Origin of the sequence: Halobacterium sp. CBA1132, assembly GCF_001485535.1 — an archaeon.
Classification (GTDB): Archaea; Halobacteriota; Halobacteria; order Halobacteriales; family Halobacteriaceae; genus Halobacterium.
This window is the reverse complement of the sequence record NZ_BCMZ01000001.1, coordinates 1,188,149-1,200,700: the sequence shown is the minus strand read 5'-3', so window position 1 is coordinate 1,200,700 and position 12,552 is coordinate 1,188,149. Positions and strand designations below refer to the sequence as shown.

Here is a 12,552-nt window from a genome sequence, read left to right as displayed (position 1 = left end):
GGCGTCGAATCGACGGGCGGCGGCCAAAAGCCCACCGAGTCGAACGCGCTTCGGGTTTGCGAATGTTTTTCCTGATATATCCCGTTCGGGACGGTAGCAATGACGAATCTGGTTCGACACATCGAGGACATCGTCGAGGAGCAGCCCGACCGGCTCGCCATCGCCTACGAGGACACCGAGCTATCCTACGGGGAGTTCTGGGCGCAGACCGGTCAGTTCGCCGCCGCGCTCCGCGAGGAGGGTGTCGAAGCGGGCGACGTCGTCGGCATCTACCTGCCGAACCTCCCGCAGTTCGTCGTCGCCTTCCACGGCGCGCTCCGCGCGGGGTGTGCGGTCGTCCCGATGAATCCTCAGTACAAGAGCCGCGAAATCCGCCACCTGCTCTCGGACTCCGGTGCCGAGACCGTCGTCGCGCTCGCCGACGTCGTGCCGTTCGTCGAGCAGGTGCGCGACGACACGAACGTCGAGCGCGTCGTCACCGTCGGCGAGGGCGCCGACACGGGCACGCCGTTCCGGGAGTTCCTCACCGACGGCGACGACAGCGTCGCCGACCGCGCGGACGACGACCTCGCCGTGCAGCCGTACACGTCGGGGACGACCGGCCAGCCAAAGGGCGTCCAGCTCACCCACTACAACCTCGCGTCGAACGCCAAGCAGTCCCAGGACATCGTCGCGGGCGGCGTCAAGCCCTCGGACAGCAAGATTGGCGTGCTCCCGCTGTTCCACATCTACGGGATGACGGTGGCGATGAACGCCGCCCTGTTCTCCGGGGCGTCGTTCTACCCGCTGCCGTCGTGGGACGCCCAGCAGGCGCTGTCGCTCATCGAGGACGCGGAGCTGACGCTGTTCGACGCCGTTCCCGCGATGTACAACGACGCCATCAATCAGCCGAACGCCGAGGAGTTCGACCTCTCCAGCCTGCGCCAGTGCACGTCCGGCGGCTCCGGGCTCCCCGTGGAGGTGCTGCGGCGCTTCGAGGAGCTGTACGACGTGGAAATCTACGAGGGGTACGGCCTCACGGAGACCAGCCCGGTGACCCACTTCAACACCCACGACGTGGGCCGTCGCGTTGGCTCCATCGGGAAGCCCCTGGAGGGCATCGACGCCCGAATCGTCACCGAGGACTTCGAGGACGTTCCGCCGGTCGAGGAGGGCCCGGTCGACGAGGACGACGTCGACATGGACGACATCACGGGCGAGTTGGTCGTCGCCGGCCCGAACGTGATGAAGGGGTACTCGGGGCTGCCCGAGGCCAACGAGGAAGCGTTCACCGAGGCAGACGGGAAGCGGTGGTTCCACACGGGCGACCTCGGCTACCAGGACGAGGACGGCTACTTCTACATCGCAGACCGCAAGAAGCACATGATTAATACCGCGGGCTACAACGTCTACCCCCGCGAAATCGAGGAACTCCTCTTCGAGCACGACGCGGTCGCTGACGCCGCCGTCGTCGGCATCCCGGACGAGCGCCGCGGCGAGACGGTGAAGGCGTTCGTCGTGAAGGCGCCCGACGCCGACGTGACCGCCGACGAACTCCAGCAGTTCTGCTTGGAGCGCCTCGCGGAGTACAAACACCCCCGCGTCATCGAGTTCGTGGACGAACTCCCGCGCACGACCACCGGAAAAGTCCAGAAGTTCGAACTCGTCGAGGAGTGAGGCGGCCAACCCACCGCGGGTTGCCACGAGTTGACACAGATTTATGCGGTGCGGCGCGGAACTCGGAGGCGTGACTCGCCGCACCGTCCACCTGCCGGTCGCCGCACAGGACTCGCTGTCGGACGTCGTCGACATCGGAGTGCGCGCCGAGGAACTGGGCTACGACCGCGCGTGGTTCCCGGAGACGTGGGGGCGGGACGCCGTCACTACGCTGTCCGCGCTCGCTGACCGCACCGACACCATCGGCGTCGGCACCAGCATCGTGAACACGTACTCTCGGAGTCCCGCGCTCCTCGGGCAGACCGCCGCCACGCTACAGGAGCACTCCGAGGGCCGGTTCCGCCTCGGCCTCGGTCCGAGCGGCCCCGCCGTCGTGGAGGGCTGGCACGGCGAGGACTTCGGGAACCCTCTGAAGCGGACCCGCGAGTACGTCGACGTCGTCCGGCGTGTGCTGTCGGGCGAGCAGGTCGACTACGACGGCGACATTATCCAGACGCGAGGCTTCCGGCTGCGCCAAGGCCCACCGGAGCCAGCGCCCGAGGTCGACGTCACCGGGATGGGGCCGAAGGCCGTCGAACTCGCGGGCCGGTTCGCGGACGGCTGGCACGCGCTCATGTTCACCCGGGACGGGTTCCGCGAGCGCTACGAAGACCTCCAGCGCGGCGCGGACCTCGGCGACCGCGACGTCGAGGACGTGCAGGCGACGTTCGTGCTGCCGTGCTGTGCCCTCGACGACGGCGAGCGCGCCCGCGACCTCGCGCGTCAGCACCTCGCGTTCTACGTCGGCGGTATGGGGACATTCTATCGGGACGCCCTCGCCCGACAGGGCCACGAGGACGCCGCCGAGACCATCTACGAGGCGTGGCAGAACGACGAACACGAGCGCGCCGTCGGGAGCGTCACTGACGACCTGCTGGACTCGCTGGCGGCGGCCGGCACGCCCGAGACCGTCCGCGAGCGCGTCGCGGAGTTCGCGGCCGTCGACGGCATCGACGCCATCGCCGTCTCGTTCCCGCGCGCCGCCGACCCCGGAGTCATCGACGAGACGATGGCGGCCGTCGCGCCGGAGTGAAACCCACGGTCGGGGAGACTACGAACGCTCTTTGAGCTATCCGGCCTTCTTTACGTGCCGTCAGCCACGACTACGTATGCAGAGTCGAAGCAAACAGGTCGTAGCCGTCGCCCTCGTCGCCGTCCTCGCGGCGACAGCGGGCTGTAGCGCCGTCTTCGGGGGTCCGTCGACGACGAACGTGCTCGTCGTCAACAACGACGAGACGAGCCACGAAGTGACTGTGGAAGTGCTGAACGATGGGGACGCGGTGTACACCGAGGCCTCGACCGTCGACGCCGAAACTGACGCGGAACTGCCGGCGTTCGAAGGGAGCGGCGAGTACACCGTCGCCGTCACCGTCGACGGCGAGACGACCGAGCAGTCCTACGAGTTCACCAGCGACGACGACACGGTCTCCGTCGGCATCGACAACGACGCCACCGTCACCGTCGGCGGGTAGTCACGGTAGCGCGTCAACACTGTCGCGTCGGCCGTCGAGCACGCCGAAGCGGTCGCCGCGGCGGCGTTCGAGCCAGTGGAGGAGGCGTTCGGCCCACGCCAGTTTCTGCGCCTTCTGGTCGCCGACTGAAGAGTCGTCAAAGTCCCACCCGGGGAAGCACAGTTCGGCGGCGCCGAGGTGGTCTGCGAGGAACGCCGCCCGGTCGCCGTCGGTGAACCCGCCGAAGTTGACCACGGGACCGACTGGCTCGGCCTGCGTCGTCCCGAGGACGTGCGCGAGGTCGAACGTCGGTATCTGCTCGCGGACGGCGGAGACGTTGTCGCCGTGAGCGTGCGCCGCGACGGGCGTCCCGGCCTCGGTGAGTCGGCGCGCAGTTCCGGGGTTCTTGTCGAGGTCAGTCACCATCAGGTCGACGTCGACGCCCGCGTCGGCAAGCACGTCCACGGCCGTCGACGCCGCGAACACGACATCCGCGTCGGCCGCGAGTGTGGTCTCGTCGGCCAGTGACGCGGCGCCGCCCGCGACTGCGACCCGCTGTCCGGTGCAGTCCAACCGCGGCAGGTCGAACGGCTCGACGCGCTCGGCGAGCGCGTCCCGCGCTCGCTCGTCAGCGGCCCTATCGAACCCGAAATCGGCGAGTACGTCCTCGTAAACCGGCGCCCAATCGGCGAACTCCATGGCTATGGCTACGTGGTCGAATAAATGAAAGAATTCCTGGTTCGAGCCGAGACGCCCCGCGAAGTACCCCTACCCAGCGGGGGTCCGGCTTCCAACCCGGGATTTTGGCGCCGCGGGTATAAGCTTTCCCGTTACGCGTGGCTCGTCCACGCTGCCGCGAGCTCCCCCAGCGCGCCCTCACGGGATTCAAGGCGCTCGCCGGCCGCTCGGAGGACGCTCAGCGGGCCGGCGACGAACGACGGATCCCCGCCTGTAACAGCGACGCCCGCGTCGGTGAGCGTCGCCCGGTCGTCGTCGTCGAGTCCCTGCACTTCGTACGCGCGAGCCACCGCGTCGTCGGCCGCATCGAAGTCCCCGTCGAAGCGCGCGACGTGGCGTTCGGCCTCGGCGACCGTCGTCACGTCCAGTTCTTCGACGCGAGCGGCGTCGTAGCGGTCGCGGCGGAACTCGTCGCCGACGAGCGCGGCGTCTCGCGTCTCCGCGACGTCATGGGTTCGAATTACGTGTGCGCCGCGCTCGACGGCCATCGACGTCGCCGCCAGCGACACGGGCAGCGCCTCCTCGGTGGAGCGGCCGGCGACCTCTCGGAGGAAGTTCTTCCGGTTAATGGAGACCAGAATCGGGTAGCCGTGCCCGCGGAACTCCCGCAGGCGGTCGAACGTCTCCCGGTCGTCATCGATGGTCTTGGCTTCGCTCCACCCGCCGAACGCGGGGTCGACGATGGTCTTGTCCGTGAAACCGTTCAGCGTGAGCGCGTCGTAGATATCATCAACTTCCTCGATTGCGCCGGGTCGTTCGAGGTCCGGCGGACTCGCCATCTTCACGACCGCCGCGTCGTGGGCCTCACAGACCGCGGGCATCTCGGGGTCGGCGAACCCGCAGATGTCGTTGACCATGTCGAAGCCCCGCGAGAGCGCCTCGTCGGCGACCGCCGCGTACCGCGTCTCGATGGAGAACACGGCGTCGCCCTCGACGCGCTGGATGGTCTCGACGGCGGTATCGAGGCGCTCCAGTTCCTGCTCGGCGGAGAGCACGTCGAACTTCTTGTTCGCGGATTCGAGGCCGACGTCGACGATGTCCGCGCCCTCGCCGACGAGTTCCTCGTCGACGTACGCGGCCGCGTCGTCCGGGTCGTCGAAGACGCTGGGGTCGTACGGCGATTCCTTCGAGACGTTCAACACGCCCATGATGCGGGGCGGGTGGTCGTCTCCAATCGGGAGGCCGGCGGCGTCGACCGTCTGCATGCCTCGAAGGCGGGTCGCGTCCCCCAAAGGCGAATCGGTTCCGGGGTTCGCGGCCGCCTCCCGCGCGAGCGCCTTCACGCGACTTTTGTACGTCGGCCGCCTACTCGGCGCCAATGAGCAAGGTGAGCATCGGCTTCCGGGGGTGGCGCTTCGACGAGGACGAAGTCTTCGACGAAGACGGCGACTACCGTGACTTCGACGAGATGCCCGACGACGCCAGCCAGCGCCTGCGCCGGCTCACGTCGTTGATGGACCGCCCGTGCGACGCCTGCTATCTCCGCCACGGCGACGACGACACGGCGCGCAACACGCCCGCCGCCGTCTACGGCGAACCGCGCGCGGAAGTGCTTTTGTGCGCCGAACACGAGGTCGACTTCTACTACTGGTTCCTCGAGGACGGCGGCGAGCAGTACCGCGGCACGGACGCGCTCCAGGAGGCGTTCCGGGAGTGGTTCGCGGACGGCGAGCGCGCGCCGGAGTGGTACGACGGTCCCGAGCACGTCGCCACCGACCCCGAGGACACGCCGGACCCGGACATCCCGGACCCCGAGATTCACAACGTCGAGTTGCCCGAGGACGAGCAGGCCGGCATCAACCTCCGCCCCGAGATGGAGGGTGCCGACGAACTCGACCTCGATTTGGACGCCGACTACCCGAGAAGCGATGAGTAAGCCAGCCGTCGCCATCGTGGACGCGAAGACGTCGGGGAACGTCGGCACCATCGCCCGCGCGATGAAGAACTTCGGGTTCGAGGAGTTGCTGCTCGTCGATCCGCCGTACCTCGGCCGGGACTCGGAAGCGTACGGCTTCGCTGGGCAGGCCCGCGAGGACGTACTCCCGAACGCCCGCGAACTCTCCTTCGAGGAACTCACGTCGGAGTTCCACACCGTCGGCTTCACCGCCATCACGAACGAGGACGCCACCAAGCACGTGCGCTTCCCGTTCCGCACGCCTGCAGAACTCTCCGACAGCCTCGCGGACGTCGAAGCCGACACCGCGCTGGTGTTCGGCCGCGAGCGCGTTGGCCTCACCAACGACGAACTCGCGGACATCGACGAGGTGGCGTCGATTCCCGCGGCCAGCGACTACCCCGTGATGAACCTCGGGCAGGCCGCCACCGTCGCGCTGTACGAACTCCGCGACCTCGCGATGAACGAGACGCAGTTGCCGGACGTCGAGCGCCACCGCGCCGAGGAGGAGGCCATCGAGCGCTTCTACGACCACGCCGAGGCGTTCCTCGCGGAGATCGACTACCCCGAGGAGAAACGCGACAAGGCGATGCGGATGCTCCGCCGGATGGTCGGCCGTACCCACCCGACCGGCCGCGAAATCAATACGGTGCTCGGACTCATGCGGCGCGCAGAGAACCAGATGGAGTAGCGGTCGGCGGGACCGCCGACCGCGGGGCCGGACGTGTCGGAGGGCCGCCACCTCTAGTTATACGACGTGATACTGCCGTGTGAGGGCTTTTCACGTAGTTTCGAGTCGGTGGGTGTATGTCAGAGGCGACTACCGGGGCGAGCGCGGGCAGCGGGCTGTTGGGGAACTGGCGGCGAGCGGTCCGCGACGTGGTGAAGTACACGCCCAGCGGCGACACGATTCCCGACGAGACGTGGCGGAGCCGCCACCGGAACGTCCTCGTGTTCTTGGCGGCGCACGTGCCGTTGCTTCTATTGCTCGGTACGTACGAGGGCACGGAGTCGGTGACGGGCGCGGTGATTCCCGAAATCCCGTTGACCACGGTGCTCCTCGAAGTTGGCGTCGTCGTCACGCTCGGCGTGCTCTCGGCGGTTCCGCGGCTCGGGCGGCGGACGCGAACCGCGCTCGCGACGATGGGGCTGGCGACGACGTCGGCGTTCCTCGTGCACTTCTCGGGCGGGTACATCGAGGCGCACTTCCACTTCTTCATCGTGATGGCGGTCGTCGCCGTCTACGAGGACTGGGTGCCGTTCGCGCTCGGCATCGCGTACGTCGGCATCCAACACGGCTACTTCGGGATGATAGACCCGAGCCGCGTCTACAACCACGCCGCGGGCATCAACAACCCGTGGGCGTGGTCGTTCATCCACGCGGCGTTCGTGTTGGTGCTGGCGGGCGCGCTGCTGTCCCACTGGCAGTCGACCGAGCGCTCCCGCGAGCAGGCCCGCGAGCAGCTCGCGGAGGCGCGCGTGAAGACCGAGGAAGTCGAGGACTTGGAGGCCAAGCAAGCGGAACTGGAGGCCGCGCGCGCCGAAGCCGAGGAAGCGAAAACGGCCGCCGAGGCCCGCAAGACGGAGGTCCAAGAGTTGTACGCCGAACTGGAGGCCGACGCCGACGCGTACACCGCGGTGATGCGGCGGGCCGCTGACGGGGACCTCGGAGTGCGCTTGGACGCCGACAGCGACAGTGACGCGATGGCCCAGATTGCGGTGGCGTTCAACGAGATGATGGACGAGACGGAGTCGGCGATGCGTGAGATTCAGTCGTTCGCGGACGCCGTCACGACCGCCAGCGAGGACGCGGCTGTCGAGGCCAGCAACGCCGAGGACGCCAGCGAGAAGACCACCGAGTCGATTCGCGAGATTTCCGACGGCGCCAACGAGCAACGCGAGATGCTCGAAACCGTCTCCGGGGAGATGACGAACCTGTCCGCGACCGTCGAGGAGGTCGCGGCGTCCGCGGAGACTGTCGCCGACCGCTCCCACGAGACCGCCAGAATCGCCGAGGAGGGCGAGGAGACCGCCGAACGGGCAATCGAGGAGTCGCGGACGGCCCAAGAGGCGGTTGCGTCGACCGTCGAGAACGTCGAGGCGCTCGACGAGCAGATGGCCGAAATCGGGGACATCGTCGACCTCATCGCCGACGTCGCCGACCAGACGAACATGCTCGCGTTGAACGCGAACATCGAGGCGGCCCGCGCCGGCAGCGGGAGCGGTGGCGGGCGCGGCGACGGGTTCGCGGTGGTCGCCAACGAGGTCAAGCAGTTGGCCGAGGAGACTCGGGAGTCCGCGAACGACATCGAGGCGCGCATCGAGGCGACCCAGTCCCAGACGGCGTCTGCTGTCGAGGACGCGCAGGCCGCCGAGGAGTCGATGGCGGAGGGCATCGAGGCCGTCAAGGACGCCGCCGACGCGTTCGAGCAAGTGGCGGAGAACGCCGAGGAGACCGACACCGGGATTCAGGAGATCAGCGAGACGACTGACGACCAAGCCGCGAGCACCGAGGAGGCGGTGTCGATGGTCGAGGAGGTCGCGGACATCAGTCGCGCGACCGCCGCGGAGACCGACGACGCGGCCAACGCGGCCGCCGAGCAGGCGGCGTCGATGTCGCGGGTGAGCGACAGCGCCGCGTCGCTCAGCGAGCGGGCCGAGCGGCTCCAGTCGCTGCTGGCGTCCTTCGAGGTCGGCGGCGCTCAGTCCGGGAACTGATGGAACGCGGGCGCGACAGCCCGCGTTTCCCCACCGAACTATTCTACCTATTGTTCCTATTCTCAGGTGTTCGGCCAGTCACTCGGTGTTCCGGCACGCGTACATCACGGTCGGTCGCATCTCCAGTTTGACCTCGCCGTCCTGATTCGTCACGGTCTGGTCGAGCGTGACAAGCCCGCGACCGGGGTCGCTCTCCGAGCGCCGCGCCTCCAGAATCTCGACGGTGACGGACAGCGAGTCGCCGGGGACGGTCGGGTTCGGCCAGCGCAGTTTCTCGATGCCGAGCGCACCGAGCGCGGCGGCGCCGCTGAAGTGGCCGTCGACGACGAGTCGCATCGCCATCGAACACGTGTGCCACCCGGACGCCGCGAGGTCGCCGAAGTGCGACTCCTCGCGGGCGCGCTCGGGTTGCGTGTGGAACCACTGGGGGTCGTAGCGTTCGGCGAACTCCACGATTTCCTCCGCGGTGACGTCGTAGGTGCCGAATTCGAGAACGTCACCCTCGTCGAGGTCTTCGAAGTAGACGGTCACGTCAGAAGGCTTCGACAGGTACCGCGTTAGCTGTTGGGGACGCGGCCAGCTAGTGGGAACGGACGGCGTCGGCGGTGGTGACTGCGGCCTCGAAGATGACGTCGCGTTCGAGCAGCGCGAACCCGACGAAGATGGCTGCGAAGCCGGCCAGCGCTTGCGAGTCGACGACCTGCCCGAGCAGCGCCCACGCCATCAGTGCGGCGACGACGGGTTCGAGGTAGCCGACGAGGTGGAGCTCGGCGGCGCCGATGCGGTCCAGCAACTCGAAGTACAGCAGGAAGCCGATGCAGCCCGCGACCAGCGTGAGGTACGCGAGGCTGGCGAGCGCGGGGAGCGTCCACTCGACGCCGGTGAGCGATTCGCCGCGGGCGCCCGCGCCGACCCAGAGGACGCCGGAGCCGAGCAGCATCGCCCACGCTTCCATCGTTTCGACGGGGAGGTCCGTCGACAGCGGGCGCGCGAGAACTGCGCCGAGCGCGAACGCGACGGCGCCGCCGAACACGAGCGCGACGCCGAACAGGTCGGTGCCACCGCCGCCGGGCGAGGCGACGATGACGACGCCGCCGAACCCGGCGAGCAGGCCGATGGCTTCGACGAGGTCGACGTCGCTGTCGAGGAGGATAGCGGCCATCCCCGCGGTGAGTACGGGCGAGAGGCTGACGACGATGGCGGCGACGGCGCCCGACACGCGGAGTTCGCCGAGGTAGAGGAGGCCGTGGTAGACGGCGATGACGAGGAGGCCGGCGATGCTGACCGAGAGCCACTCTTCGGTGCCGCGGGGCAGCCAGCGGTCGGTGGCGTAGGCTGCGTAGCCGAGGATGATGAGGCCGGCCGCGCTGTACCTCATGGCGGCGAACGACAGCGGTGGGACGGTGTGCAGTCCGATTTCGATGGCTGGGAACGAAGTCCCCCAGATGGCGGCGAGCGCGAGGAACATCACGGCCGCGGGGGAGACGCCCAACCGGGGACGTCGGTAGCTCATATTTCTACAAACAGCCGGAGATATATTAGAGTTTTCTTCAAAGAAGGCTTCGTTGGTAGTTCACAGAGCAATATAACGGTCGTTCATTAGTATCGCTGCCAAAACTCACCCGGGGCCGTTGTAGCCGACTCCCACAGGCTTATCCTCGCCCCTATCGATGCCGTCAGGCATGGACGAACGCGACCTCCGCCTCCTGAAAGCAATCTCGGACCTCGGCACCGGCAGCCCCGAGGAACTCCACGAGGAGACCGACATCCCCGTGTCCACGATTCACTACCGCCTCAACAACCTCCGCGAGGAGGGCGTCGTCGAGAACGACCTCTACGACCTCGACCTCGACGAACTCGGCCTCGGCGTCACCGTCGTCCTCGAAGTCCTCACGTCCTACGAGGGGAGCTACGAGGAGGTCGGCGAGAAAATCAGCGGTGTCGAAGGCGTCACGCAGACGTTCTTCACGATGGGCGAGACCGACTTCATGGTGCTCGCACGCCTCCCACACTCCGACGATGTCGAACGCCTCATCTCCGACTTCGAAGCCATCCCGGAAGTCGACCGCACGAACTCCACGTTCGTCATCGCCCGGCAGAAAGACACCCAGCGCCCGCTCCAGAGCTACGAACTGGAGACGCTGCTCGAAGAACTGGCCGACGAGTAGTCAGGCGCGCTGCTGAATCTCCTCGCGCAGCACCTCGCTGACGAGGTCGCCGTCGGCCTTCCCGCGCAGTGCGCCCATGCACTCGCCCATCAGGCCGGAGAACGCGCCCATTCCCTCCGCTTCGACCTGCTCGCTGTTCCGCTCGACGACCTCCACGACTGCCTCCCGGACCTCGTCCTCCGCCGCGGACCCGAGGCCGAGTTCCTCCGCGAGTTCGGCGGCCTCCCGGTCGGGCTGCTCGGCGAGCGCCGCGAGCAGTTCCGGGACTCCCTCCTGCGCGAGTTCGCCCTCGGCCACGAGGTCGAGCACGCCGCGGAAGTGGTCGTCCGCGAGATTCTCGACGGGCACGTCGTTCCGCCGGATTTCCGTCACCGTCGATTCCAGCGTCTGCGCGGCGAGCGTGGCGTCCACGCCCGCGTCCACGACTTCCTCGAACAGCGGCCACCGCCGCCCGTACGCCACCTGCTCGGCCAGCCCCGCGTCGAGGTCGTAGTCGTCCTGGTAGCGCTGGACCTTCTCCGTCAGGAGTTCGGGAGTCTCGACCTGCGTCGGGTCGGGGTCGACGGGCGGCACGTCCGTCTCGGGGTACATCCGCGCCGCGCCCGGTAGCGGCCGCAAGTACTCGGAGGTGCCGTCGTCGTTCGCGCCCCGCGTCTCCTCGGGAACGCCCTCGATGGCCGTCTCCGCCCGCTCCGCGACGGCGTCGATGGCGCCGACCGCGACTTCGGGGTCGTCCGCGACGATTGCGACCGCGTCCTCGTCGCCCGCGCCGACCGCCTCCCGGAGCGCGGCGACTTCCTCCTCGGTGACGCCGTACGCGGGCAGTTCGTCCGTGTGGAAGATGCCGCCCGCGCCGTGGCGCTTCGCGTGGTCGCTGAACTCCGTGCCGAGCCGGCGGTCCTCCTGCAGTTCGCGGCCGACGAGACCGTCAAAGCCGTACAGCGGCACCGCGTGGACCACGCCGTCGGCGTCTAACGCCCCCCTAATGACGCCAGAGCCCGTGTCCGCGAACACGTCGGTCACGTCCTGCGTGTCGCCGACGCTCGCGTCGCGCTCTTGTAGTTCCTCGGCGATGTCCACGAGTTCGACCTGCCGCCGGACCTCCTCGCGCACGAGGTCGTCGATGTCGTCGAGGCTCTGGACGCCTTTCATCTCCACACGCGCGCCGTCCGCGATGGAGACGTTGACGTCCTGCCGAATCGTCCCGAGGCCGCGTTTCACTTTCCCCGTCGAGCGCAGCAACATCCCGATGCGCTCGGCCGCCTCGAGTGCCTGCTCGGGCGTCGAGATGTCCGGCTTCGTCCCGATCTCGACGAGCGGGATGCCCAGCCGGTCCAGCGAGAACTGCACGCCGCCCTCGCGCTCCTCGACGCGCTGGGCGGACTCCTCTTCGAGCATCAAGTCCTCGATGCCGACGCTGCCCTCGCTGGTCTCGATTTCGCCGTCGTGGGCCACCAGCGTCGAGCGCTGGAACCCGGACGTGTTCGACCCGTCGATGACGACCTTCCGCATCACGTGCGCGCGGTCGACCGGGTCCATGTCCAGCAGTTGCGTGATTTCCAGCGCCGCGTCCATCGCCTCCTCGTCGAGGCGGTGGGGCGGCTCGTCGTCCTCCTCGACGAGACACGTCGTGTCGTACGCGAGGTACTCGAACTCCCGCTCGACCTTGCTCTCCTCTAAGGCGGCCTCGTCGATTTCGCCCAACTCGGAGCGCGTCGGGTGGAGGTAGCGCGTGAACGTCCGCTCGGCCTCCTCGGGCTCGCGGAGCTCCGTCGGGCACTCGCAGAACAGCTTCGTCGCCGTGTCCAGTTGCTGGTGGATTTCCAGCCCGGCGACGAGTCCCAGCTCGTCGTAGTCGAACTCGGTCATTACCAGTTCGTGTGCGGGC

12 protein-coding genes are annotated in these 12,552 nt (G+C 68.1%); 7 read left to right on the top strand and 5 right to left on the bottom strand.

All coding sequences use genetic code 11. The features are described from left to right. Positions 1 to 99: 99 nt before the first annotated feature. The 3 genes from AVZ66_RS06305 (at position 100) to AVZ66_RS06295 (ending at position 3,167) form a co-directional block, all read left to right on the top strand. Positions 100 to 1,656: a long-chain fatty acid--CoA ligase gene (locus AVZ66_RS06305; RefSeq protein ID WP_058982888.1), complete on the top strand. Its 1,557-nt coding sequence runs from the start codon at positions 100 to 102 to the stop codon at positions 1,654 to 1,656. Positions 1,657 to 1,726: 70 nt separating this feature from the next. Next, positions 1,727 to 2,728, top strand: a complete 1,002-nt coding sequence (locus tag AVZ66_RS06300) for a TIGR04024 family LLM class F420-dependent oxidoreductase (RefSeq protein WP_058982886.1) — start codon at positions 1,727 to 1,729, stop codon at positions 2,726 to 2,728. A 76-nt stretch (positions 2,729 to 2,804) separates the two neighbouring features. Further along, entirely contained in the window at positions 2,805 to 3,167 is a 363-nt protein-coding gene (locus AVZ66_RS06295; protein WP_058982884.1) for a hypothetical protein, read from the top strand. Here the strand turns inward: AVZ66_RS06295 and AVZ66_RS06290 are convergent, their stop codons facing one another. Both AVZ66_RS06290 and folP read right to left on the bottom strand, forming a co-directional pair. Then, positions 3,168 to 3,845 (bottom strand): 6-hydroxymethylpterin diphosphokinase MptE-like protein, encoded by a 678-nt coding sequence (locus AVZ66_RS06290; RefSeq protein WP_058982882.1) that lies wholly within the window; start codon positions 3,843 to 3,845, stop codon positions 3,168 to 3,170. A 131-nt stretch (positions 3,846 to 3,976) separates the two neighbouring features. After that, entirely contained in the window at positions 3,977 to 5,089 is a 1,113-nt protein-coding gene (gene folP, locus AVZ66_RS06285; protein ID WP_058982880.1) for a dihydropteroate synthase, read from the bottom strand. Between the two features lie 113 nt (positions 5,090 to 5,202). On the opposite strand from folP, the gene AVZ66_RS06280 reads away from it, so the two are divergent. The 3 genes from AVZ66_RS06280 to AVZ66_RS06270 all read left to right on the top strand — a co-directional run bounded on the left by AVZ66_RS06280 (position 5,203) and on the right by AVZ66_RS06270 (position 8,496). Further along, positions 5,203 to 5,760, top strand: coding sequence for a hypothetical protein (locus AVZ66_RS06280; protein ID WP_058982877.1), 558 nt, complete (start codon positions 5,203 to 5,205; stop codon positions 5,758 to 5,760). Continuing rightward, positions 5,753 to 6,469, top strand: coding sequence for an RNA methyltransferase (locus AVZ66_RS06275; RefSeq protein WP_058982876.1), 717 nt, complete (start codon positions 5,753 to 5,755; stop codon positions 6,467 to 6,469). The genes AVZ66_RS06280 and AVZ66_RS06275 overlap by 8 nt, the downstream gene beginning before the upstream one ends. Before the next feature lie 116 nt (positions 6,470 to 6,585). Next, positions 6,586 to 8,496 carry a methyl-accepting chemotaxis protein gene (locus AVZ66_RS06270; RefSeq protein WP_058982875.1) on the top strand — a complete coding sequence of 637 codons (1,911 nt, stop codon included), beginning with the start codon at positions 6,586 to 6,588 and terminating at the stop codon, positions 8,494 to 8,496. Positions 8,497 to 8,574: 78 nt separating this feature from the next. Here the strand turns inward: AVZ66_RS06270 and AVZ66_RS06265 are convergent, their stop codons facing one another. After that, positions 8,575 to 9,027, bottom strand: coding sequence for a MaoC family dehydratase (locus tag AVZ66_RS06265; RefSeq protein ID WP_058982873.1), 453 nt, complete (start codon positions 9,025 to 9,027; stop codon positions 8,575 to 8,577). A 49-nt stretch (positions 9,028 to 9,076) separates the two neighbouring features. Continuing rightward, the gene (locus AVZ66_RS06260; RefSeq protein ID WP_058982871.1) at positions 9,077 to 10,009 is read right to left on the bottom strand and encodes a DMT family transporter; all 933 of its coding nucleotides are present in this window, start codon (positions 10,007 to 10,009) and stop codon (positions 9,077 to 9,079) included. A gap of 169 nt (positions 10,010 to 10,178) precedes the next feature. Between AVZ66_RS06260 and AVZ66_RS06255 the strand changes: the two genes are divergently transcribed. Continuing rightward, complete coding sequence (locus tag AVZ66_RS06255) at positions 10,179 to 10,664, top strand: Lrp/AsnC family transcriptional regulator (protein WP_058982869.1); 486 nt, start codon at positions 10,179 to 10,181, stop codon at positions 10,662 to 10,664. Here the strand turns inward: AVZ66_RS06255 and gatE are convergent, their stop codons facing one another. Beyond that, a complete protein-coding gene (gene gatE / locus AVZ66_RS06250) occupies positions 10,665 to 12,533 on the bottom strand; it encodes a Glu-tRNA(Gln) amidotransferase subunit GatE (protein ID WP_058982867.1) in 1,869 nt (622 codons plus the stop codon). It lies immediately after the preceding gene. Positions 12,534 to 12,552 lie beyond the last annotated feature (19 nt).